This window comes from Vibrio sp. FE10, assembly GCF_030297155.1.
Taxonomy (GTDB): domain Bacteria; phylum Pseudomonadota; class Gammaproteobacteria; order Enterobacterales; family Vibrionaceae; genus Vibrio; species Vibrio apostichopi.
Genome location: NZ_AP028068.1, coordinates 700,190 through 724,533 on the forward strand (window position 1 = coordinate 700,190; position 24,344 = coordinate 724,533).

23 protein-coding genes are annotated in these 24,344 nt (G+C 46.5%); 5 read left to right on the forward strand and 18 right to left on the reverse strand.

Annotation, left to right across the window (positions count from 1 at the left end; genetic code table 11):
- Positions 1-27 precede the first annotated feature (27 nt).
- Positions 28-903 (reverse strand): NAD(P)-dependent oxidoreductase, encoded by an 876-nt coding sequence (locus QUF19_RS20185; protein ID WP_286302708.1) that lies wholly within the window; start codon positions 901-903, stop codon positions 28-30.
- A gap of 17 nt (positions 904-920) precedes the next feature.
- Entirely contained in the window at positions 921-1,820 is a 900-nt protein-coding gene (locus tag QUF19_RS20190) for a LysR family transcriptional regulator (protein ID WP_286302710.1), read from the reverse strand.
- 83 nt (positions 1,821-1,903) lie between these two features.
- On the opposite strand from QUF19_RS20190, the gene QUF19_RS20195 reads away from it, so the two are divergent.
- Entirely contained in the window at positions 1,904-2,161 is a 258-nt protein-coding gene (locus QUF19_RS20195) for a DUF2798 domain-containing protein (protein WP_286302711.1), read from the forward strand.
- 126 nt (positions 2,162-2,287) lie between these two features.
- Here the strand turns inward: QUF19_RS20195 and QUF19_RS20200 are convergent, their stop codons facing one another.
- The 4 genes from QUF19_RS20200 to phhA form a co-directional block, all read right to left on the reverse strand.
- On the reverse strand, positions 2,288-3,004 hold the full coding sequence (locus QUF19_RS20200; protein WP_004732617.1) for a YebC/PmpR family DNA-binding transcriptional regulator: 717 nt from the start codon (positions 3,002-3,004) through the stop codon (positions 2,288-2,290).
- 96 nt (positions 3,005-3,100) lie between these two features.
- Positions 3,101-3,310, reverse strand: coding sequence for a DUF3283 family protein (locus QUF19_RS20205; RefSeq protein WP_004732615.1), 210 nt, complete (start codon positions 3,308-3,310; stop codon positions 3,101-3,103).
- A gap of 248 nt (positions 3,311-3,558) precedes the next feature.
- The gene (locus tag QUF19_RS20210) at positions 3,559-3,897 is read right to left on the reverse strand and encodes a 4a-hydroxytetrahydrobiopterin dehydratase (RefSeq protein WP_286302721.1); all 339 of its coding nucleotides are present in this window, start codon (positions 3,895-3,897) and stop codon (positions 3,559-3,561) included.
- A complete protein-coding gene (gene phhA, locus QUF19_RS20215; RefSeq protein WP_286302723.1) occupies positions 3,887-4,681 on the reverse strand; it encodes a phenylalanine 4-monooxygenase in 795 nt (264 codons plus the stop codon). Before phhA ends, QUF19_RS20210 begins: the two co-directional genes overlap by 11 nt.
- 199 nt (positions 4,682-4,880) lie before the next feature.
- Between phhA and QUF19_RS20220 the strand changes: the two genes are divergently transcribed.
- From QUF19_RS20220 to QUF19_RS20230, 3 genes are all read left to right on the forward strand, one after another.
- Entirely contained in the window at positions 4,881-6,932 is a 2,052-nt protein-coding gene (locus QUF19_RS20220) for an acetoacetate--CoA ligase (protein WP_286302725.1), read from the forward strand.
- A 302-nt stretch (positions 6,933-7,234) separates the two neighbouring features.
- Positions 7,235-10,714 (forward strand): T6SS effector BTH_I2691 family protein, encoded by a 3,480-nt coding sequence (locus tag QUF19_RS20225; RefSeq protein ID WP_286302727.1) that lies wholly within the window; start codon positions 7,235-7,237, stop codon positions 10,712-10,714.
- Positions 10,715-10,717: 3 nt separating this feature from the next.
- Positions 10,718-11,674 carry an immunity protein TsiV2 protein gene (locus tag QUF19_RS20230; protein WP_286302729.1) on the forward strand — a complete coding sequence of 319 codons (957 nt, stop codon included), beginning with the start codon at positions 10,718-10,720 and terminating at the stop codon, positions 11,672-11,674.
- 231 nt (positions 11,675-11,905) lie between these two features.
- Here QUF19_RS20230 and maiA read toward each other — a convergent pair whose 3' ends face one another.
- From maiA to QUF19_RS20280, 10 genes are all read right to left on the reverse strand, one after another.
- Positions 11,906-12,610 (reverse strand): maleylacetoacetate isomerase, encoded by a 705-nt coding sequence (gene maiA, locus QUF19_RS20235; RefSeq protein WP_286302732.1) that lies wholly within the window; start codon positions 12,608-12,610, stop codon positions 11,906-11,908.
- Positions 12,611-12,631: 21 nt separating this feature from the next.
- Entirely contained in the window at positions 12,632-13,669 is a 1,038-nt protein-coding gene (locus QUF19_RS20240) for a fumarylacetoacetate hydrolase family protein (RefSeq protein WP_286302734.1), read from the reverse strand.
- Between the two features lie 12 nt (positions 13,670-13,681).
- On the reverse strand, positions 13,682-14,812 hold the full coding sequence (locus tag QUF19_RS20245; RefSeq protein WP_286302736.1) for a homogentisate 1,2-dioxygenase: 1,131 nt from the start codon (positions 14,810-14,812) through the stop codon (positions 13,682-13,684).
- Positions 14,805-15,878 carry a 4-hydroxyphenylpyruvate dioxygenase gene (gene hppD / locus QUF19_RS20250; protein ID WP_017100488.1) on the reverse strand — a complete coding sequence of 358 codons (1,074 nt, stop codon included), beginning with the start codon at positions 15,876-15,878 and terminating at the stop codon, positions 14,805-14,807. Before hppD ends, QUF19_RS20245 begins: the two co-directional genes overlap by 8 nt.
- 402 nt (positions 15,879-16,280) lie before the next feature.
- The gene (locus QUF19_RS20255) at positions 16,281-16,940 is read right to left on the reverse strand and encodes an HAD family hydrolase (protein WP_286302742.1); all 660 of its coding nucleotides are present in this window, start codon (positions 16,938-16,940) and stop codon (positions 16,281-16,283) included.
- 1 nt (position 16,941) lies between these two features.
- Entirely contained in the window at positions 16,942-17,961 is a 1,020-nt protein-coding gene (locus QUF19_RS20260) for an ABC transporter ATP-binding protein (RefSeq protein WP_286302745.1), read from the reverse strand.
- On the reverse strand, positions 17,961-18,746 hold the full coding sequence (locus QUF19_RS20265) for an ABC transporter permease (protein ID WP_004732591.1): 786 nt from the start codon (positions 18,744-18,746) through the stop codon (positions 17,961-17,963). Before QUF19_RS20265 ends, QUF19_RS20260 begins: the two co-directional genes overlap by 1 nt.
- Positions 18,746-19,639, reverse strand: coding sequence for an ABC transporter permease (locus QUF19_RS20270; protein WP_286302753.1), 894 nt, complete (start codon positions 19,637-19,639; stop codon positions 18,746-18,748). The genes QUF19_RS20265 and QUF19_RS20270 overlap by 1 nt, the downstream gene beginning before the upstream one ends.
- Positions 19,636-20,523, reverse strand: a complete 888-nt coding sequence (locus tag QUF19_RS20275; protein ID WP_286302755.1) for an alkaline phosphatase family protein — start codon at positions 20,521-20,523, stop codon at positions 19,636-19,638. The genes QUF19_RS20270 and QUF19_RS20275 overlap by 4 nt, the downstream gene beginning before the upstream one ends.
- 61 nt (positions 20,524-20,584) lie before the next feature.
- Positions 20,585-21,667, reverse strand: coding sequence for an ABC transporter substrate-binding protein (locus QUF19_RS20280; RefSeq protein WP_286302757.1), 1,083 nt, complete (start codon positions 21,665-21,667; stop codon positions 20,585-20,587).
- Positions 21,668-21,878: 211 nt separating this feature from the next.
- On the opposite strand from QUF19_RS20280, the gene QUF19_RS20285 reads away from it, so the two are divergent.
- Positions 21,879-22,607 carry a UTRA domain-containing protein gene (locus QUF19_RS20285; RefSeq protein WP_286302759.1) on the forward strand — a complete coding sequence of 243 codons (729 nt, stop codon included), beginning with the start codon at positions 21,879-21,881 and terminating at the stop codon, positions 22,605-22,607.
- Positions 22,608-22,730: 123 nt separating this feature from the next.
- On the opposite strand, the gene QUF19_RS20290 is transcribed toward QUF19_RS20285, so the two are convergent.
- Positions 22,731-23,534 carry an amino acid ABC transporter ATP-binding protein gene (locus QUF19_RS20290; protein WP_353505933.1) on the reverse strand — a complete coding sequence of 268 codons (804 nt, stop codon included), beginning with the start codon at positions 23,532-23,534 and terminating at the stop codon, positions 22,731-22,733.
- A gap of 43 nt (positions 23,535-23,577) precedes the next feature.
- Positions 23,578-24,243 carry an amino acid ABC transporter permease gene (locus tag QUF19_RS20295; protein WP_135454075.1) on the reverse strand — a complete coding sequence of 222 codons (666 nt, stop codon included), beginning with the start codon at positions 24,241-24,243 and terminating at the stop codon, positions 23,578-23,580.
- Positions 24,244-24,344 lie beyond the last annotated feature (101 nt).

The following is a 24,344-nucleotide window of genomic DNA, read 5'->3' on the forward strand; positions in this document are numbered from 1 at the left end:
GAAGCTTTTACTACTTCGTCGCTGAGATTACTTCTTAGTTTCTTCAACGACAGCTTTCATCAATACCGAGGTATCCATGCGGCCTTGTCCTTCAGCAGACAATGCCTTGTATGCGTTGTTGGTCTTTTCAGTCAACGGAAGCTGGATGCCTTGGCGCTCTGCTTCATCTAGGCAGAAGCCTAAATCTTTGATCATCCAATCAATAGCGAAACCGAAATCGAACTTGTCTTGCGCCATTGTGGTTGCGCGGTTTTCCATCTGCCATGAGCCAGCAGCGCCGTTTTTAAGGCAATCTACCAGAGTTGGGATATCCAAACCTGATTTTTCAGCCAATACCAAGCCTTCAGATAAGCCGTTCAATACACCTGCGATACAGATCTGGTTAACCATTTTCGCGCGTTGGCCTTGGCCTACTTTACCCATTAGAACTGACGACTTACCGTAAGCTTCGAACACAGGTTGAAGGTCGTTGAAAAGCGCTTGTTCACCACCACACATGATGGTTAACACGCCGTTTTCTGCGCCTGCTTGGCCACCAGACACTGGTGCATCCATAAAGCGAACACCCGCTTGCTTCGCTGCCACTTCAAGCTCTTCAGACAGAACCGCAGACGTTGTGGTGTGGTCGACAAGAATCGCGTTTGGCTTCATTGCGGCCAGTGCGCCTGTTTCGCTGGTTGTCATGCTGCGTACGTCGTCGTCGTTGCCGACACAAATTAATACTACGTCAGCTTCGGCTACACATTCAGCCACGCTCTCAGCAGCTTTACCTTGGTGTTTATCAGCCCAGTCTAATGCTTTGCTGTGAGTGCGGTTAAATACCGTCACTTCAAAACCGGCTTTGACTAGGTGGCCTGCCATTGGGAAACCCATTACGCCTAGCCCGATAAAACTTACTTTCATTTCTTACTCCTTTTTATTTAACTCAGCTCATCGTGATGGAATGACTGAACGCTCTCAATCAACGTGTCGATAAGCAAAGTCAAAGCCTTCGGCTGATATTTTCTTTCTTTGTACACTAAATACGCTTGGCGATCACCCCGATGATACTCAGGGAGCACTTGAATCAGATTCATTTCCGGAGAAACATGGCGAAAAGGCAGTGAGGCGATACCCAACCCCTTTTGCGCTGCGGCCGCAACGGCATAAATATCATTAACGATGAACTTAGGTTTAATCGTCACCATCTGCTCTAAGCGATCGGATTTGTAGAGCGGTATATCAAACACATCATCGACATTAATCCACTCTTGATGCTCGAGATCGTCCGGATTTTTAATCTCTTCACGAGAATCTAAATATTCTTGGCTCGCAAAAAAGCCATGCTTGGCCTTAAACAGTGGTCGAGCAATCATGCCGTCCATGTCGGAAATTTGAAACGTGATCAACAAGTCACGATCGGTTTCAGGCACCACTTGCTGCTGACTCAGAATGAGATTGAGCTGCACGTTCGGATACTGAGTGAGGTATTGCTCAACCGTTGGCCGAAGAAAACCACTATAGAAGTTATGAGGCACCGCGAGCTTTATCTTGCCTTGAATCGCATCGCGCTCTTCAAGCAGGCTACTAAACCCTTGATGCAAAGATTCCATACCACTGCTCAGCGCTGCAAAGGCCGCCTCACCGTCTTTGGTGGCCACCAGCTCTCGTCCTTTCTTTTCTAAAAGGCGGATGCTCAAGCGCTCTTCCAAGGCGGTTAACCGACGCGACATGGTCGACACAGGCAATTGAAGTCGCTTCGATGCCGACAACAAAGAGCCCTCTTCAACCACAGTGCAAAACAGGAATAGATCATCAATGTTTCCAAATATGGAATTCATACTTCTATATGTGCCTATTTTTCTCATTTATGGATAAGAGTAACCTTAATGCATTCCAATAATAAAATCACTAAGGAGAACGGATGAACAACAAACTTCATTGGGTTACAGCGATACTGTCTTCACTGGTCATGGCTATCATGATGTCGGGGATCATATCGGGGTATAAGATGGGTTTCAGCCAAGCATGGCCACCAATTTGGTTAAACAGCTTTTTAATTGCTTGGCCGTGTGCACTCACACTGAGCCTAACCCTATTACCACAAGTTAGAAAAGTCGCGGAGTGGCTATGTCGCCCGAGATCAAAAACGATAACTAAAGTTAACTTATGCGAAGATTAAGAGCATGAATTCAAAGGTTATTAATAAAATCACTGGAACAATGATCAAGGTATTTAATCATTGTTACCGACATAAAAAAACCGAGCACTAGGCTCGGTTTTTTAATAACTGTTGTTACTGTAAAGATTACAGCTCAGCGTTGTGATAAACCTGCTGAACATCATCACAGTCGTCAAGCATGTCTAAGAATTTCTGGAACTTCTCAGAATCTTCTTCAGCTACTGGCGTAGTTGTTTGAGGAACGAAAGTGATTTCCTCAACGTCTAGAGTTAACTCAGGGAACGCAGTGTGTAGTGCAGTCTTCGTTTTGAAGAACTCAGTCGTTGGAGCGAATACAGTGATAACACCGTCTTCTAGCTCAACGTCAGTCACGTCTACGTCTTCCATCATTAGCGTTTCTAGGATGATCTCGTCATCTTCGCCTGCAAACTGGAATACAGCTTGGTGAGCGAACATGTGAGAAACAGTACCTTCAACACCGATTTTCGCGCCAGTTTTAACGAAACATTGGCGAACGTCTTGGAAAGTACGGTTGCCGTTGTCAGTTAGACAGTCAACGATTACGCTTGTGCCACCTGGGCCAAAACCTTCGTAACGAGCTGGTTGGAAGTCTTCACCGCCGCCGCCGTTCGCTTTATCGATCGCTTTGTCGATAACGTGAGCGGGTACTTGGTCTTTCTTCGCTTTAGCAATCAGGTGCTTAAGAGGTAAGTTCATGTCTGGGTCAGAGCTGCCGTTCTTAGCCAGTACGTAAATCTCTTTACCGTATTTAGAATAAACTTTAATTTTTGCGCCTGCAGTTTTCGCCATTGAGGCCTTGCGCACTTCAAAACTTCTTCCCATCGGGATCTTCTCTCTGATTCAATTAACGGTGCAAATTCTAGCAAATTACTGTGTCATTTCAATTCAACAGCTTTGCTGGGTAAGGTTTATCTGCGTTTATGCGACACCCATTACCCGTTTGTATTTTTCAACAGACTGATCAAACCAAGCCTTTTCTTCTGGATCACCTAGCTTCATTGCTTCTTCAACAATGGCTTCAGGGCCACATTTCGCTTGCTTCAGTTTCCATACAAGAAACGATGCTTGCTTATCCAGTTCGATTTTATTTTTCTCACTGGGTGGAAGGAGTGAAAGGTTGATAGACATTATTAGCCTTCGTCTGTAATACGCTTGGCCGAGAAATATATCATAGAGCAGCCTCATAAAACCAATACTATGAGCAATAGTGGGGGTTGTAGGGCGAGAAACCAGCAAGTCGCTGATGCACATCAAGCTAGTTTGAGAGAAGTTTTGCCCTTGATGAGAAAGTATCGAGTATTCGACTCACCTAATGAGCCGAATAATGAGGTATTCGAATCCTGAGGCTGGAGAAGTACCTCTCCAGCCATGAAAAACTATTCACTCTCCGCGAACACATCGCAGCGTGAGGCGCAGATGAAATCATTCTTGTGTAGGCCTTTGATTGAATGGCTCCACCAGGTGACGGTGACTTTGCCCCACTCCAATAAAATCGAAGGGTGATGGAATTCTTCTTCTGCCAACTCTGACACTTTGTTGCTGAATGCCCATGCTTGTTTGTAATTCTTAAACTTGAACACCTTCTCAAGCTGCGGGATGCCGTCTCTTTCGATGATCTGCCAATCAGACAACTCCAACAATAAAGATTGTTGCTCATCTTTACTCAGGGCAATCGCGTCGATACTGCAGGCTTCGCATTTTTGTTCATTCAACATGTGTTGGTTCCTTAGGTTCAAAAAGTGGTGGTAGTAACCCCTCGCCTATCGCGAGATCAGCTTGCTGCAATAGGTTTTCCTGACTGATTTTGAAGAGCTCAGACAGCTCATCAATCACATAATATTTCGGTTGTATAATATCGATACGATAAGGCGTTCTTAGCACGGTTTGCAGATCGAACCGCTCACGAACGGCCAAATCCCCTCCCAACGCATACATGGTTTCAGCGGGAGACGAAAGAATGCCGCCGCCATATATTTTCAGCCTATGACCCTCTTTTACTAAACCGAACTCAACCGTAAACCAATACAAACGGGCAAGATACGCGCGTTGTTTGGCTGTCGCTGCTTGGCCTAATTTTCCGTAATGCTCAGTGAATTTCGCAAAATCGGCATTAGTCAGCATGGCACAATGGCCAAAAATTTCATGAAAGAAATCAGGTTCTTGTAAGTAATCGAACTCGTCTCGCGTTCTCAGAAATGTCGCGACTGGGAATTTCTTATTGGCGAGCAAATCAAAGAAACGGTCGAAATCGATCAACGCAGGCACAGGCTGAACCTGCCAACCTGTTGTTTCCTTTAGCACTTTGTTTATCTCTGGAAGCTGGGGAACTCTGTCTAATGGCAGATCCAGCAGGGTCAAACCGTGTAAATAGGCATCGCATGCACGGTCATTAATGACGTCCAGTTGCCTTTTCACTAAGTCGTGCCAAATGGCGTCTTCTTCGAGGCTCCACTCAACCCATCCCTCTTGGCTCACGGGCTTAGAATGATATTGAGTCATTACACACCTCCTTTCGAATGTCTCCCTTTAAGCCTATCTCCACTACTTATATCCGCCAATTTGCACGATTTTTCGAAACAAGCGATCGTGTAACATTTTATTTACACACTTCCGACAATCCCTTATTTTGCTGATCTTTTGACTTTGTAAAACCTAAATACCAGACTGAAAACGTTAACTTTTTGTTAAAGGTAAAGGAATGCACGAAAACAATAAGCCAGCTTGGCAGCCCAGCGAGCAGCGCGTCGCAGACGCCAACTTAACCCAATTCATGGATCGCCTTGATCAGCAGGGCGTACTCGGGTGGGAATTACAAAACTACACGGATCTCCATCAATGGTCTGTGGAACATCCAGAATCGTTTTGGCGGAACGTATGGCAGTTTTGTGGAATGGTCGGCTCGCAAGACCGTATGAATAAAGCACAAGGCGAGCGCATCAAAGTTCAAGGTGAGAGCCGCTGGCAGCAGCCTAAATCGAATCGCGATGCGGCGTGGTTTCCGAATGCTCAAGTTAACTACGCCGAGAACTTACTGCGTTTAGCGCAAACAATGCCTGACGAGCGTGCAATTTGGTTTGAGAATGAGCGTGGTGAACAAAAGAGTTATACATGGAAAAGCCTGTGTGAAGCGGTCTCTAGCGTTCAGCAATGGCTTGTCGATAGCGGTGTTCAACAAGGTGATGTGGTTGCTGCTTATACACCTTATCTACCGCAAACCGTGATAGCGATGCTGGCGACCACCAGCTTAGGCGCGATTTGGACATCGACCTCTCCCGACTTTGGCGTAGAGAGTGTGATTGAGCGATTTGGCCAAGTGAAACCTAAGGTGCTATTCACCTGTGATGGCTACACCTTCAATGGCAAAACGTTCGATATGATGGGCAAGAACCGTGAAATCATCGAAAACTTAACCGAATTAAAACAGGTGTGTGAGATCGGTTATTTGAAACCGACTCGTGATTTAGAGAAGAGTGATTTAGAGAAGAACGATTTAAAGAAAAACAAAGCTGAACATGATGTATCGCCCAAAAGCTGGCACAGCGTCATCAATCATTATCAGCCACAACCTATACGATTTGTGCGTGTCGGCTTCAATGAACCACTGTTTGTACTCTACTCTTCCGGCACCACAGGCAAGCCAAAGTGCATTGTTCACTCTGTCGGTGGCACCACCATCAACCACCTAAAAGAGCAGCAACTTCACTGCGATATCAAACCGAAAGATCGCGTGTTCTACTACACCACTTGTGGTTGGATGATGTGGAACTGGCACGTCTCTGCGCTCGCCAGTGGGGCTTGTTTAGTTATCTTCGATGGCAGCCCAGTTTACCCACAACCCGATGTACTTTGGGACTTAGCACAGCGCGCCGATGTGTCTCTGTTTGGCACCTCAGCCAAGTATCTAGAAGCGATTGAGAAGGCAGAACTCTCACCTATCGACAGCCACTCTCTCCCTCACTTAAGAACACTGTGCTCGACGGGGTCGGTGCTTTACCCTGAACAGTTTGATTACGTTTACAAACACATCAAACAAGATCTGCATTTAGCATCTATTTCCGGCGGAACGGATATTTGTGGCTGCTTCGTTTTGGGTAACCCAATCTCGCCGGTGTATCGCGGTGAGTGCCAACAGGCAGGGCTTGGAGTTGACATCAAGGTATTCAATTCGTCGGGCCACAAGGTCAATTACGAACGTGGCGAACTGGTGTGTACCAACTCCCTACCCAACTTCCCTGTTGGCTTCTGGAATGACACCGGAGAGCGCTATCACAGCACTTATTGGGATAGGTTCGATAATGTGTGGCATCACGGTGATGAAGTCGCACAGAGCGCGCATGGCGGCTATCTGTTCTACGGGCGAGGCGACACCACACTCAACCCTGGAGGTGTGCGTATTGGTACCGCCGAGATCTACCAACAAGTGAACACCATTGAGGGCATCATAGACTCCATCGCTGTGGGTAAAGATGTCGACCGCAATGAGCAGATCTGGTTGTTCGTTCAACTACAGCAAGGTGTGGATCTAGATGAAGGGCTACTGACAGCCATAAAAAGCAAACTCAAATCCTCTTGTTCACCAAGGCATGTGCCAAGCCAGATATTTGCGATCAGCGATGTGCCAAAAACACGCTCAGGAAAACTGGTGGAGTTGGCAGTGAAGCAGGTGGTGAATGGCAAACCCGTCGAGAACATCGGCGCGATCGCCAATGCTGATGTATTAGATGAAATAAAGCGCGTGATTTCGTTTTAATAGTTAGAACAGAACTATTAGATAAAGGGCCTGTTAAAGGTGCAAGTTCAAAAGCATTCAGCCCTTTGCTGTTCTTTCTAATATTTGCGTTTACTGCAAGTTACCCATCACCATGACAGAAAGTCAGTAGCAATTTTCTATTCCCCACTAAACCCAAAAGTTAGAAACTCAGTACAAGTTATTGGATAATCGTACAATTTTTCGTTTATGAAACAACCGTAACAGCGCTTTATAAGGGCTAGACGTTGGTCTAAAACTTGCTTTAAAGCAGGTAATATTAACCTTATCGATTTCGTGAGCTTATGAGCACCCCTCTTCCTCCCAAAACATCCATGCTGTGGAATGACCATCCTTACACGCTCGAAGAAGCCGTTGCTGCGTATGAAAGCGATGGTTCCTTATCTTCATTGACTGAAACTTCAACAGCGCCCTCAAATGATATTGCAGGCTCACCTCCTGAGCGCAGTATGTTCTGGGAAGGAGAAACCAAGAAAATAGACCCGCCCTCAAAATCTGAGCCAAGAACGATTGATATGACGCAGAGGAATGAGCCCAAAGAAGTAGGGTCTGCCCATATCATTCCCGTCCGCTACGCCATTGACCAGCTCGATAGTGAAGACGCTTCACCATTTGGTTTACCAACTAAATGGCAAGGCAAAGGGCCAGCAAAGCTCAACACTATTGGCTATACACTCCGTCAGGTGCGCGATGGTTGGCTTTACGTTTATGATTCGGTTAGGAAGGTCCTTGATGAATATGAAGTGAAAGGGACACAATTCACGCTTCATAAACTCGGGGCAGCAGAAAGCCCAGAATCCGAGGCGAGGGGAGTACCAGAGTCCCCAAGTACATTCCTTACTTACACTGAAGGAAGCCTTCTATCCCTCTGCTTTTCAGAGCACCGGTGGACATGGAAAATGTTTCTGGCTGTAGTGAACAATCCAGGCAGTCATATTGACCGCATGCAAACCGTGGTACTAACAGCGAACTCGCAACAGCATCACATTGCGCCTATCGCTCATCTCTCTGAAGTGGCAGACATCGAAGCCTCTGCTGTCGATGATGGTCGCTTTGCTGATTCAGGAGTGAGTACACAAGCCGATGAAGCAGCCTCCCCATTCAAACCCGTTGCCTCTGAAAGTGATTTAACGGCAACGCTTCCTGAAGAGGAAGCCGCCTATTTTGTAGCCATAAAAGATTACGCTGCAGACATTCAAGATATATCACTGCATTTTGTAGGAGCCGCCAGCCCCTACCGCCTTTTCGTTGACCAGTTCTCGAATCAATGGCATTTAATGCAAACCGCCATGCAGTTATCCATGTTTGGGGCGAGTGATGAAATAGACATGCCATGGAGAGTAAAACGCAATCACCAAGAGCTAGCCTTCTATGGTGACATGGCAGAATATTATGATTCATCGACCCACCTTAATTTAGCTGAAAAAAACAAAGGGGCGATTCAGTCAGGCTATCCTGCCCAATTTTCTGCGGGCGCTATTGAGTCCAGTCAAAATACACAGTCTGCTGTTGCTCAGTCTATCCAAGAGAAATACGGTATATCCGCCAGTCGTTTTGGCTACTACGAACAGTGGATTGCCAGCGACCGCTGGCGCAAGCAGCTCAATTGGAAACAAATGTTGAGTGAAATGCAGGCGCTATCAGAGCAAAAAGAAACCATACTTGCTCAAGTGACTTCCGTAAAGCGTGACTTTATTTCGGTATTAGAAACGCTCACTCCTCATCATCTCGAACGAGTCTTCGACCTTTACAGCGAAGAAACGCAATATAGCCTCTATCAGCTTCATCTAGCGGCGGTAGAAGCATTTAGCCTTGTGATTGGAGAAGAAGACCGTGTTTGGGCAGAAAGCCAGTGGGAAAAGCCGACCAGCTTGTTACCACTCTATACCTCTGGCTTCAGTCGAAGTGTCTATAATGAGTTGAAAAAATCAATTCCCGAGCCCCTATCAACATCGCCAAGCGATGAAGATAAATGGTTAGAGCATGTCTCTTCGGTAAGCAATAAAACGGGGATGTATGCGAAGGTCATGGACTTTGTCACAAACCCGAATACCTCCGAAACCGACATTTTGAAAGACTTGGCAAAAGGCTTTAAAGAGCTCGATATCCTATTCAAAGCCTCCATCAGCGCTGCTTTAAAGGGGACGTTAGAGCTGGGTGTGAGTTTTACCTCTCAAGCTTCCATTCTATTGATGCCAACGCTGGCTAAGCCATTGTCACGAAATGGTTTCGTATGGCGAGCGACGATAGCCGAGCGTATGGCACAAACTATGCCAGTGAGTATTAATGACAATTATGCTCAAGGATTTAAGGATTGGAAAACGCGCATTGAAGATAATCTTGCTGAGCTAAAGAAAAACAAAAACATCATTGCACAGGAGAATCAAAATCAGCGAAAGGCGACGGCTAAGTATAAAAATGCATTAAAGAGCCAGAAGCGGCTTAAAAAACGATTAGCAGTGGCGACTTTAGAGTATCCACAACGCATTATACTCCCGGACGACCTAGCGAAGGCAACGGTAGAATTTAGGACAAAGGTAATCAGCGAGGTCGCAGGTGATTTACACGAACTGTTCGAAAACGCAGGTGGATTGGGGTTTTTAGCTCTTCTGTTTAACAGCATTGCCTTGACCGATGCCATGAGCAGTATTGCCGATACAGGCTTGATGAATTCTGATGAATTCTTAGACATACAACAAAAGCTGTTTTACACCGCCAGTGCGTGGACGGGTATTCGGACGGGAAAATTATGGGATAAGGTTAAGGGGAGTGACGAACTCAGAGAGCACTCGCTGAAAACTCTTAAAAAGTTAGTAGATCGAAATACAAAAGGCTTTGAAAACCTGATCCTTGATGACTTAAAGGTCTTCAATAAATGGCTCGCGATCACAGGAGCTTTGGGGGCGCTGGCTTCGGGTATTGAGGCGTACCGTTCTTGGCAACGAGAAGATGAGTTGTATGGTCGAGAGTTAGTGTTTCAAAGGTTGAGTACAGCTAGTTTGGGCGTAACAAGTGCTATCGCCGCGTGGCAATTTGGTGGCGCATTAACAGGGTGGCTCTCACCTAACATAACATTTGGAGCTCCAGTTATGGCTGCTTTAGTTGTAGTAACGATTATTACTTTAGTTGCTAATCACGTCTTGAGTAAAGTAAAACAAGATGATTACCAAAAGTGGTTAGATAAACTGCCTTGGGGTTATCACCCTGCTCGAACTCAGTGGAGCCAATCTGCAAGCTTGCCTGAACGAGAGAAGCATAATTCAGCCTTAGTACGTCAAGCGCTGTTTGACTTACAATCTATTATTCAGCAGCCTACGGTATACCATCAGCCTATTGAAAAAGTCCAAGCCTATCCGGGTTACACTCATCGTGAATTAATTGGTTTGGACGTGCATATTCAACTGCCACGCCATGCTGCAACGAATGGTATTACCGTGAGTACCAATACCAAGGCAACAGAAGATGAGTTGACGTCCGGCTCGTGGCATCAAAACGCTGATTTAGCCACGTTACAAACTCAGAGCCAAGCTAGCAAAGAATTGCTAGTGTATAAGGTAACGTTACCGATTAAAGGAGCCGATCAATACCTTGCCATGAAAGTATCGTATGATGTTGAAGATGGTGCCCCCGCTAAGCGTGAGTATTGGTTCCAAAACGGCATAAAACAGAGTGCAACTTATGGCGTGATTTCAGACAATATCAAACAAGACATCATTAAAAAAACACTCACCCCCGTTGTTGGCACATTAGGTTTTCAGGAGTAACCCTTGGCATATTCACCATTTTATATCACCCCAGAAGAGTTGGCGGTTTATCAAGAGGCGCAAGAGCAAGAAATTCTCACAGGGGATAATTTAACAACGTGGCGTAAGTACGATATTGAAGAACCAAGTCGTTACCTTTATTTGTTCATTTCGATTGTGGCAATGTTGCCGATAATTGTATTTTTCTACTTCCTTGGCTTTTGGTCTGGAGGGTGGGTTAATGATGCCATATCGGTACTTGTCACATTTTTTGTGTACTCGTTAAGCTACTACATGTATGGACGAGATTATCGCTATGACTACATTTTTTCTGACAAGGGCTTTGTGATGAAAAAGCGTCGTAATATGCCTAAGTGGGTAAATACCGCCACGCAAGCTGTTGGCTGGATAGGCGCAGTGGTGTGTGTGACGATGGTAGCGGTGGTTGGCCCAATGGCATTAGCGGGAGCTGGCGCCCTTATTTTACTCTCATTTGGTATGTTAAAACGTCAGCCCGATGAGAGAACCGAAATTAAAGTGGGTGAACGAGAAGATTTACTGTTTGCTGACTACCACAAGAAAAGAAAAGTGATCCAGTTTTATTTTAAGCATGACATATGCAGATATCGAGATACTGCTCATAAGACTATCTTTCGCTCACAAGACCGATTTGATTGTTATGTTTTCTTTAAAACTGAAGCGGATTTAGAATCCTTGGTCGCGCAAATGTCAAAGGTCTACAAACTGAATTGTACAGAGGTCGATGACCATAAAAAGCTGTTTGAAGCAAAGCCAGAATCAAGGCTCTTTAGTATCCCGGTTTGTAGTAGAGAATATCAAACCGATGAGGTGTTTGATTTTAGGGCTGCAAACACCCCACTTCCAGAGCGTGAATACCTTTACAATGGCAAGTGGCAAACAGAGTCTGAGATTGAACAATCTAAGGCAGAAGGTACAAATAACCTGAGTGGCAATATCTGATATCACCTTTGTCACTCCCGCTAGTTGTTAAAATGTAGAAACCAAGAAGCCTCCAACATTGGAGGCTTCTTTTTATCCAGATAGTATTAAGATACTAAGCTTATGAGTAAAGACAAAAGCATGCGTTCGAACTCTTATTAGAACAGGTTAAATATCTGGATACTCAGTCCAGATTTCTCCCCTCTTTTCAAAAAACATCCTCAATTTAGCAAAATAAATCTTTGTTTCCGTTCACATCGGTGCATTCGCATCCGCTTGGTTCTCTGGCATCGCATCAATAAAAGCGGGCAACTGGTTACACGCTTCGACAATCGAGTTAATTAGCGGATAAGGCGACATATCAAGATCAAAGCGCAGCGCGTTGTAGACTTGCGGCACTAAGCAAATATCTACGATACAAGGGGAGTCAGTGAGGCTATACACCGAGTTGCCATGTGCTTTTCTGTGCTTCGACAGATTCTCTTCTAAAGCATGGAAACCTTGGCTCATCCAATGATGGAGCCAGTCCATTTTCGCCTCTTGTTCGCACGACAATTCTCTCTCCAAATACTGCAACACGCGCAGGTTATTGAGAGGGTGAATTTCCATCGCAATATCCTGAGCCATCGCCAACGCTTGATAGCGCAATGGCGTTTGCTCTGGAATCAACAAGGTGTCTGGACTGCTCTCACACAAATAGCTTTCGTCCAAATATTGCAAAATCGCCAGCGACTGATTGAGTTGAGCGTCACCATCCACCAGCACCGGCACTAATTCACTGGCATTGAGATCGCTATATTGTGGATCATGTTGCTCGCCGCCATTACGCACCAAATGCACCGATTTAGACTCATAGTTGAGCTGTTTTAGGTTCAATCCGATACGCACTCGATAGGCTGCGGACGAGCGCCAGTAACCGTAAAGTATAATGTTCTTGTTCACGATGCTCTCGCTCATACAGAAATCCTATTACGTGGACTATAGCGCCCGATACTGGCTCACTTTTTGGTCTATCTCGCCAAAAATAGAATCACCTGCCGCATCGAACATCTCAAGCTTGATCGAGTCACCAAACGACATGAATTGAGTCGAAGGCTTACCATCGCGAATCGTCTCTATCATGCGTACTTCAGCAATGCATGAATAGCCTACGCCGCCCTCGGCGATTGAGGTGCCGTGGTCAGTGCCTTGTTTATTCGATACCGTGCCTGAACCTATGATAGCGCCTGCTGACAATGGGCGAGTTTTCGCGGCATGCACAACTAACTCGGCAAAGTTGAAAGTCATATCGACGCCCGCATTCGGACAACCAAAAGGCGTGTCGTTGTAGGTCGATATTAGTGGTAAATGTACCTTACTGCCTTTCCACTGTTCGCCAAGTTCATCAGGTGTGACGGCGACAGGAGAGAACGCTGAAGAGGGTTTAGACTGGAAGAAGCCAAAACCCTTGGCGAGCTCTGCCGGAATCAAGCCACGCAGCGACACATCGTTCACCAACATCAGCAGACGAATCGAATCATGCGCTTGCTTAGCGCTGGCACCCATTGGCACATCTCCGGTCACAACCGCGACTTCGCCCTCGAAATCAATGCCCCATTCGTCGCTGGCAAATTCGATGTTGTCACGCGGGCCGATAAACGCATCTGAGCCGCCTTGATACATTAAGGGATCGACCCAGAAGCTCTCTGGCATTTCAGCACCACGCGCCTTACGCACCAGTTCAACGTGGTTTACATACGCGCTGCCATCCGCCCATTGATAAGCGCGTGGCAGAGGTGATTCACAATACTGAGGTGCAAAGACTTCACTGCCAGTCACATGCCCGTTGTTTAACGAGGTGTATAACTCTTCTAACTGAGAAGCCACGCTATCCCAGTTATCCAAAGCCACCTGCATGGTTGGCGCCAGATGCATCGCATGGAAGATTTCAGTGGCAGCCACACACTGTTTGAGATCTTTACTCACGACCATCAACAGCCCATCACGAGTACCATTTTTCTTGGTTGCTAATTTCATCTTTGCTGTCCCTTACTTCTCTTGCCAACTGTAGACATATTCTTTGTTCTCAACGCTATCGAGTTCCTCAGAGAACTGCAGCGCATGGCGAGTATCGATCATCACCGCGACTTCATCGGTGAACTTCTTCTTGTGCGCCTGACCCGCTTTGAAAGCCTTAGGATGAGGCCCATGCGCAAACCCAGCCGGATGGAAAGTCACCATGCCCGCTTCAATATTGTCGCGACTGAAAAAGTCTCCAGCGTGATAAAAAAGCACTTCATCATAATCATCATTGTTGTGATAGAACGGCACTTTCAGCGCACCAGGATCGCTCTCAATCGGACGCGGTACAAAGGTACACACCACAAAGCCATCACCCACAAACGTTGTATGCGCAGAGGGTGGCAAGTGGTAGCGATGCGACATCAGCGGTCTGATATCTCGCCAATTCACTTTCACCACCGCTAAGTCGCCATGCCAGCCAATTGCATCCAAAGGATTGAACGGATAAGTGATCACGCTAACTTTGTCGTGGCGTTTCACCTGAACCTGAGTCTGGTTTTCTGAATACTGAGCGCGGAATTGATCGTTGATTGAAGGGATGTCGAGTACCGCCGGATCAAACACCGCGTGATTACCGACCATACCTTTCTCTGGTAGGGTGTAAGCCGCGTCAGTGTTCTCTATCATCAAGATGAACATCGGTTCACTTGGCTCTAAGCGCCAGTTGGTCGAGCGCGGGATCATCACGTAATCCCCTTCACTCACGGCTAGATGACCATAGTCACAATAGAGATCGGCGCTGCCTTGGTGAATGAACAGCAGCTCATCACCATCGGAGTTACGTACCAAGAAATCCATCTTCTCGTCCATGCGCCACACACGGATTTTGCAGTCCGCATTGTGCAAAAGATGAGGCACAGCCCAAGGAGTTATCTGGCTGGCTTTTTCCACCAGCGTAAAATCAAAAGCACGAGGACGTAAATCGCCCTCCCACTCCGACCAACCTGTTGGGGCATGTTGGTGATGAAAATGAGCGGCAGGGCCGAAGAAACCACTCCGGCCTGCTTCCCGCTCATAAATTGCCTCTTCGGGGAAGTCGGCATGCGCTTGTTTAGAACACACCCCCTCCCGATGAGGAAACGAGATCCATTTATGCATCGTCTAATACTCCTCGACGAATCTGGTCCTCTTCAATCGATTCAAACAGCGCCTTGAAGTTGCCTTCGCCAAAGCCTTCGTTGCCTTTACGCTGAATGATTTCAAAGAACACAGGCCCGATTACTGTCTGCGTGAAAATTTGCAGCAAGATGCCGTCTTTGGTCGGCGCGCCATCAATCAGCACACGTAAGTCGCGCAGCAGATCGGTGTCTTCACCGTGTCCTTTCACACGATCGTCAACTTTCTCGTAGTAGGTATCAGGGGTTGGCATAAAGTCCATACCGCGATCACGCAGAGTTTTCACGGTTTTGTAGATGTCATCGGTGGCGAGTGCGATGTGTTGGATACCTTCACCGTTATATTCGCGAATAAACTCTTCGATTTGTGATTTATCGTCGGAAGATTCATTGATAGGGATGCGGATTTTGCCACACGGTGAGGTCATGGCGCGGCTCACAAGGCCTGTCAGCTTACCTTCGATGTCGAAGTAACGAATCTCACGGAAGTTGCCAAGACGCTCATAGAACCCAGACCATACATCCATATTGCCTTGCTTAACGTTGTGCGTGAGGTGGTCGATTTCATACAAACCAACATTAGCTTCGGCCATGCGTTGTTCAGCATCATCATAGAATCGGAAGTCGACGTCGTAGATGCTCTGCTTGCCATAACGATCCACAAAATAGAGCAGGCTTTCACCGATGCCATAAATGGCAGGAATGCTCAGCTCCATCGGCCCTATTTCTGTTTTGTACTCTTCACCACCGCCCTTAAACGCTTGTTCCATTGCAGCGGTTGCTTCGTTGACACGAAAAGCCATGCCGCACACCGATGGCCCATGCACCTTAGCGAACGCTTCCGCTTGGCTGTGTGGCTGTTCATTGACGATAAAGTTGATGTCACCTTGTCGATACAGCCAAGCCTCTTTTGAGCGGTGCTTGGCGATCTCAGCAAAACCAAGTGACACAAACAGCGCTTTAAGTTGCTCAATTCCCTTGTGGTCAACGGCCGTGTATTCAACAAACTCGAATCCATCCGTGCCAAGCGGGTTGTATGTATCCACCATGAACTTTCTCCTTGTACCTATTGGTTTTGTATTACTGGTTTTATTACGTGACTTCTTATTACATGAAGAAGTGTTGTGTGTTTTTTGTCCTTAATTAAATTTGGCCCACAAGCCGAGATAATGGAATGGATGGAGGAAAATGGGCAATTTCGATAAAAACCCGTCAACTTGTAAAATATTTGTTACACACAGACAGCTAAGGCAGGAAAGTGAGTGCTATCAAGGGATTGAAAGGTGGTGGTTTGATTTACAACTGAGGAATGGATGTTATCGAATTGTTACAGGCATGCTTTTGCCAGTTAAGGTAATAAATCGAACATTAGACTGATGATGCAAAAAAGCCGCTGTAGTCAGCGGCTTGATGAGTTCTAGAACGAAGCTAATTCGAATATAAGATTCGCGTTAATCCCAGTTGAGAATCGACCAATTCGGTTGATCAGCCAGTGCTTTCAAACGCGGACATGGGTTCACCAGATAGGCAAAATCGGCGTGTTCACACAAAGGTAAGTCGTTGATTGAATCCGTATAAAAGTGAATATCTGAGTAGTTGGTTTCTTGATTGTCTAACCACTCTTTTAAACGTGTCACTTTACCTTCTCGATAGCTTGGCACACCTGATATTTGAGATGTGAAACGACCTTGGTTTTCGACTAAATCGATACCGAGTGCGTTCTCGATACCAATCTTGCGACCGACCGCTTCTACTAGGAAAGTGACGCTAGCGGAGATGATCAACATGTCGATGTCATCATTCTCTAGCTGCTCAATCAAAGGTTTCGACTGCTTGAACTGCTTAGGCAGAATATGCTGTTCAACACACTCTTCCACCAATGCACTGACTTGTTCTGTCGGCATGTAGGCGAGTGGTTGCATAGCGAACGTGAGGTAATCTTCCATGTTCAGCTTACCTTCCGAGTATAAGCCCATTAAGCGCTTATCTTCTTCGATAAAGTTGGGGGCTGTGGCAATGCCCTTTTCAACCAAGAACTCATTCCAGAGCATCGCTGCATCGGCATTGATTAGCGTTTCGTCCATATCAAATACATACAAAGGTTTGAACATCTTAGGCTCTCACAGGTTGAATTTCGTTAAGATTAAACAGGAGTTCAAGTTGGCTGCCATTTGCCAACAGTCGTTCAGAGGAACGGTTAAGCAGGTCGACCGTTAATTCACACTCATCAACGTCCACTTGGTAGCGAATCACGTTGCCCAAAAGCTGGTGGTTACGAATGGTGCCCGTTTTCGGCGCAGAGATATGTTCGCCATATTGTCGACCTTGCTCTTTAACGTAGATAGATTCAGGTCGAATCGCCACCTTCCACTCGGTTTCAATATCGAACAATTGCTTGGCTTTGTTGGCTTGTACCAAGTTGTAGTGCCCCATGAACCCAGCCACAAATTCATTGGCAGGTTGAGTGTAGATCTCTTCAGGTGTGCCGGCTTGCACGATCTCACCTTTATTCATCAAGAAGATACGGTCAGACATGATCATCGCTTCTTCTTGATCGTGGGTCACGAAGATCGTGGTCAGGTTCATCTCTTTTTGAATATCTCGGATCTGCTGGCGCAGGTGTTTACGGATCTTCGCATCCAACGCCGAAAGTGGCTCATCAAGCAGCAGAATACGCGGCTTCACCACCAATGCTCTTGCCAAAGCCACACGCTGGCGCTGACCGCCTGATAGCTGATGCGGGTAGAACTTCTCTTTGCCCGTTAAGTCTACCAACCCAATCACTTTCGCGACTTCGCGCTTAATCTCATCAGCAGCAAGCTTTTTCATCTTAAGACCAAACGCAATGTTGCCTTCAACCGTCATATTCGGGAACAACGCATAAGATTGAAACACCATACCGATGCCACGCTGTTGCGGTACTTGATGAGTAATCTCCTCACCATTAACCCAGATTTCGCCACCATCGACCGGATTTAAACCAGCCAAGCTACGTAGCAAGGTCGATTTACCGCAGCCACTTGGGCCAAGCAACGTGATGAACTCTCCCTTCTCGATGGAAAATTCAATGTCTTCAAACACCGTATTGTCACCAAAGCTCTTGGTGAGGTTTTTCGCATTTACATAGCTCATTATTTTGTTCCCTGGCTGAAACGACTTGCCAACCAAGTCAGTAAGAAAATAAACAGGAAGTACGTCATCACTAGGGCTGACGTGAAGTGGCCGCTGGTTTGACGCATGTTGTATAGGTAGATTTGCAGCGTCTCGTAGCGAGTGCCAACCAAGATATTGGCAAACACGAACTCGCCCAATAGGAACGAGAACGACAAGAACAGCGACGCCATTAAGCCTTTCTTAAGGTTTGGCAGAATAATCAATAAAAACGCTTTGGTAGTGCTTGCGCCAAGCAGGTGAGCAGCGTCCATCAAATCGTGCAGGTTAATTGCTTCAAAGCTGTTGGCAATCGCGCGATACATGAATGGCAGCGCGATGGTGAAGTAAGTACCAATCAGAATCCATGGCGTGCCTATCAGTGAGATTTCGCTATCGGCATACAGCTGAAGTAAGCCAACCGACGACACCACTGGCGGCACAGCGAACGGCAATAAGATCAGGATATTCATCACCTTGTCGAGTTTCGGAAAATAGTAAAACACCACGAAAATCGCAGGCAGAACCAACACCACACTCAGTGACAACGCCGCCACACAGATAAACAGTGAACGACCAAAGGCTTGTAAGAAGCGAGGATCGGTCAGCAGGTTGATGTACCAATCCAGAGTAAAACCATCAGGCAAGATCGTGGCGCCCCAACGCGAAGAGATCGAGTAGATGAAGGTCGCTAAGATCGGGATCATCATGATGCCAACGATCGAATAGACCACTGTTTTATGAAAGCGAGTATTTACGGTGTTCATTACTTTCTCTTCCCTGCGTAGCTTTTGCTGATCAGCCATTGGTTAATCACAGTGATAAAGGCCAGCATCGCCATCAGAATCACGGAAATTGCTGCAGCTAGGTTTGGCTCTAAGAACAAGTCGCCCGATACCAAGCTCGCGATTCGAATCGTAATCACGTTGTAGTTGCCCGAGGTCAACGCATACACGCTCGCATACGCACCAATCGCATTGGCAATCAAGATGATGAAGGTGCCAAACAAGGCAGGAGACAGCACAGGCAGCGCGATTTTGGTCCAGTATTGCCAAGTTTTCGCACCAAGCAGTGCTGAGGCTGCTTGCCAGTCATCACTCAAGGCATCGAACGCTGGATAGAGTAACAACACCGCCAATGGGATCTGGAAGTAGATATAAATCGCCAGCAAGCCCCACTTGCCATACAGGTCGAAATCACCCAATATCCCGTACTGCTTAAGCAGCAAGGTGATAGCACCGTTGGTGCCAAGGATGATGATGAAGGCGAACGACAGAGGCACGCCAGAGAAGTTACTGCTCATATTGGTGAAGGCAATCACCGCATCGCGGATTTTAGAATCAACGCGACGCAACGAAGAAACGAGCAGAGTCGCAATCGCCAAGCCAACAATACTCGACCAAATCGACAACCATAAACTGTTGCCAAAAGCCTGCATCATGAAAGCAGAATCGAATATTTCAGAGTAGTTTTCGAGAGAAAGCTCATCGTCGTAAAAGAAGCTGTTGATCAGCACCCAAACCATAGGTGCTAGTTGGAACAAATAGAAAAACAGTGCGAAAGGCGCAAGCCACAAAGCGGGCTTGAAGCGTTTGAACCAAGATTTGGTTTGAGGTTTAAGCGCAGAGCCATTGCTCTGCGTGATTACAGAACTGCTCATAGGGCCAACAATTCCTGAGTGTAAGATTTGTCGTGTTCAAGGTTGAGTAGCTGACAGACGCTGCCGCAGATATCGGTCTGTTTCACTGAACATTCTTGGTGTGTGAACTTATCGCCAATCACAAAGAAAGGTACTTCGCGCTCTTCAGGCAAAATGCCACCGTGAGACAAGTCATTGTTCATGCCGTGGTCACTGGTGATGATCACTTGATAACCATCATCTACCCACTTCTCAAGGTAGTTCGACAGGTAGATATCCGCGCCACGTGCACTGTTGCGGTACTGGCGAGAATCCAACCCATGCTTATGTCCAATATCATCAATGTTCATTGGGTGAATCAACAAGAAATCAGGCTGATGAGTGACACGCAGGTGCTCTGCATCCAAGAACAAGGCTTCATCTGGGTAGTGATCCCAGTGGTAGAAACAGCCGTGTTGAATGTTCATGGTTTCATCGTTTGTAAAACGGTCACGCACAGCGTCAAACGGTGCTCGGTTATACAACTCACTCACCCAATGATAGGCCGCGGCAGCCGTCACTTTGCCCTGCGATTTAGCCAAGCTAAAGATCGACTCGTGATTCGACAAACGCACTATTTGATTATTAACGATGCCGCTCTCAACAGGGCGAACCCCAGTTAAGATGCACTCATACAAAGGGCGTGACATGGACGGCAGTTCACACTGCATTGGGTAAAGTGTGGCGCGCATCTTGTTTTTTTGCGTGCTCTGTTTATCGTACGAATCGCCCTGTTTATTGTGCAAATCGCCCTGCTTTTCATACATATCACCTTGCTCTAGAAGACCGTTCAGGTAGCCCATGCAATCACGGGCTACCTGATAATTCAGTCCATCTAGAACAACAAGGATAACCTTATTGCTCATGGTCTATTCTCTATTGCTTGTTTCTATAAGCCACCCGTTACAGGTGGCGTGTTAAGCGGGGTTATTGCTGGTGAATCAATACGCTTTCTTGCCATTGACGTGGCAGGCGACGTGCTGACTTTTCCCATGCTGAGAAGTCAGTTACTGGGTGAACGTTGCTGTATTGCTCGTTCGAGATCAGCTTGTCTTGTACTGATTGAGGTAGCGTAACGCTGCTACGGATTGGACGCGCGTAACCTTCTGCTAGGTTGATTTGGCCTTGGTCGCTGAAGATGTATTCACGAGCCAACTTCGCCGCGTTCGGGTTTTTCGCGTATTTGTTGATGATAGTGGTGTAACCAGAGATCACTGAGCCATCTTGTGGGATGCTTACCGTAAAGCGCTCACGGTCGATCTTGTCGCGGTAGTTCAGTGCGTTGAAATCCCACATGATCGCCACTTCCACTTCACCTTTTTCAAGGTTCGCAATGCTTGGATCGGTATAAGACAGACGGCCTTGCTTCGCTAACTCGCCAAAGAATTTAATCGCTGGTTTTAGGTTCGACTCGTCACCGCCGTTAGCAAATGCAGCCGCTAGAATCGCGTTGTTTGCTTGTGCTGCTACGCCAACATCACCGACTGTTACTTTGTAGTTGCCTTCTAGTAGGTCACTCCAAGATTTTGGTGCGTCGTCAACAAGGTTGTTGTTGGAAATGAACGAGATAGTACCGGTGTAAGCCAAAGCCCAGTGACCATCTTTGTCTTTCGCCCAATCTGGAATATCATTCCAAGTGGTTGGCTTGTATGGCTGCGTTACGTCTTTCTGCACAGCGACACGTGCAAAGGCGAAACCAACGTCACCGATATCTGCGGTTGCGTTTCTTTTCTCTGCTTCAAATTTAGAGATCTCTTGCGCCGAGCTCATGTCTGTATCCTGATGCTTCAAACCGTAGTTTGCTTTCAGATCAGCCCATGTGCCTTTCCAGTTTGCCCAACTGTCTGGCATACCCACACTGTAAACCGCACCCTCTTTTTGAGCGGCTTCAATCAGTGACTCAAGATCAGCATCCTTCGCCATCGCTGGCATTGAAAGTGTTGCCGTTATTAGCGTTGCGCCTATCAATTTTCTTGGCGATACAGTTGAACGGCTAAGCAAAGTTTTCATTGTCTCTATCCCTCTGGACTAGGTCAGTAAGTTCGTTTTGTATGCTATCGCCGGAGTGTGACGCTTTCGCGCAACTTATTTGACAGTTAGGATGCATTTACGTGGCAGTTATATTTCACTCACATGACAGTAAGCCTTTGTTTACTGTCACATTCCTGTTAACTCCATGGTTTATCTTATTAAGTACACGAACTTATGGACTAGATCAGTAATGAGAACATTGGCAACAGGGCAATCAGGGACACAGCTAGGCAGAATTAAGGCAAGCATCAGAGAACAGCTTCAATCTGGCATCTTTATCGAGGGGCAAAAACTGCCATCTGAAAGAGAACTCAGTGAGCTGTTTTCCACCACACGAATCACGCTCAAAGATGCACTGGTGTCGTTAGAAACTGAAGGCCTGATATACAGAGAAGAGCGCCGAGGTTGGTATGTGTCACCCGAACGGATTCGCTACAACCCATTATCACGTTCTCACTTTCACCAAATGATTCGCGAACAAGATCGCATCGCAGAAACAAGGCTGCTGAGCACCCGTACAGAGATGGCCGCAGGCGATTACGCCAAAGCATTGGAGATAGAACAGATCACGCCGATACACGTGATTGAGCGACTACGCTTTATTGATGGCAGAGCAGTACTGTTCGTTGAAAACGTCTTGAAAGCACCCTTGTTTGAAAAGGTATTATCGGAAAACCTCACCATGTCACTGACGGGAATTTATCGAGAAAAATACGGCTACGAGACCCAACGATCGCGCTTTGACGTGGTTCCTACCTCAGCCCCTGCACATGTCGCCAAGGCACTGAATTTGGCAGAGGGCCAGCCCGTTCTTAAGATCTGCCGAGTGAACTACAAACAAGATGGCGAGTTGATGGATTGCGAACTGGAATACTGGCGACCTGATTCTGTGGTGATCCATATTGATAGTATTGGTTAGCGTCACATGACTATTTGCCTAGGTTTAGGCTTAGGAAGAAAAAAACGAGCACATACAAAAACTCCGACTGGTTCTGTCGGAGTTTTTAACTGTCGAACCTTGAAGTTGTGCAAGCCATCTAGCTCATGAATCGAGCTTAAGGAACTGTCTTACCCTTGCTGAGTCTGGGTTGGTGAAAAACTTCTCTGGGTTGGATTTTTCAATCAAGATGCCCTTCTCTAGAAACACCACCTGATCCGACACCTGACGCGCAAACTCCATTTCATGAGTCACCACAACCATGGTGTAACCCTCTTGCGACAGCTTCTTCATCACCAATAACACCTCTTCGACCAATTCAGGGTCGAGCGCCGAGGTTGGCTCATCAAACAGCAGCACATCTGGTTCCATAGCAAGTGCTCTGGCAATCGCGACGCGTTGCTTTTGCCCGCCCGATAACATGCTTGGGTAACTATCTAGCTTGTGAGACATCCCAACCTTATCGAGTTGCTTGCGAGCCATCTCTTCAGCGTCTGATTTCGCTATCTTCTTAACATGTACTAGCGCTTCCATGACGTTTTGTAAAACGGTGAGATGCGGCCATAAGTTGAAGCTTTGGAAGACCATTCCAAGACGCTCTCTGAGTTTAGCCAGCTCTTTGTATTTGAGCGGTTTACCTGTTTCTGAGTTGATACCAATTCGTTCATCGCCCATGAAGATCGTGCCGCGTTCTGGTTGTTCTAACCAGTTCATACAACGCAATAGCGTCGACTTACCTGAGCCTGACGAACCGAGAATGCTGACCACATCGCCTTTGTTGATGGTTAGGTTGATGTCTCGCAGCACCTCAATTCCGTCGAACTGTTTGGACAAGTTTTCAACATTGATGATCGTCTCTAGTGCTTCCGATTTTGGCTCACACTCAATCACTTCCAAACTCACTCCCATAGAAGGGCTAATCGGAGCTTCCGTTTCAATAATTTTCGATGGTTTAAGCATGGCTTAGTCCTCTAAGTTCAACTTTGGTTTGGATTCGTTTGGTGATGGTTTCGAGTGCAATACTTACCGCCCAATAGAGTGCGATCGCAATGATGAACGCGTTCAATGGGATAAAATATGTGGATTGAATACTGTTGGCTGCCGCGGTAATTTCAGCGACCGTAATAATGCTGAGAAATGCGGTGTCTTTTAAGCAGATGATGAGTTGGTTGGTAATAAGAGGCACCGACTTGAACAAGACATTAGGAGCAATAACTCGCGTAAAGGTTTTCAATTTGGAAAAGCCATAAGCATGTGCCGCTTCAATGTAGCCAGGTTCCAACCCTTTACGCACACCGCGGAAAATCTCACAGAAATACGTACCATGATAGAGGCTGAGCGCGATGATTCCCGCTGTCACTGCATCTAGTCGGATGCCAACCTGAGGCAAACCGTAATAGAGCAGGTAGGCTAAGATCAGAAACGGTAAGGTACGCATCATGCCTATCAAACTGTTGATGGTGTACTTAACACCGAGTCTCGAGTTTTCGAGACAGTACAACAAACCAATACCTATGACGAAACTCAAGATTGAAGACGAGACAAAAAGATAAAACGTGGTCACAAAACCAGAAGCAAACAGCTCTTTTTGTTGCCAGATAATATTCCATTCTTCCATATTTACTCCTTATATTTACCCACGAGATAGCACTTCAATACGCAGATAAATCGTGTTTCTGACCAAGTAGTCATAACGGCTAAACTGCGACTACTGCTGCT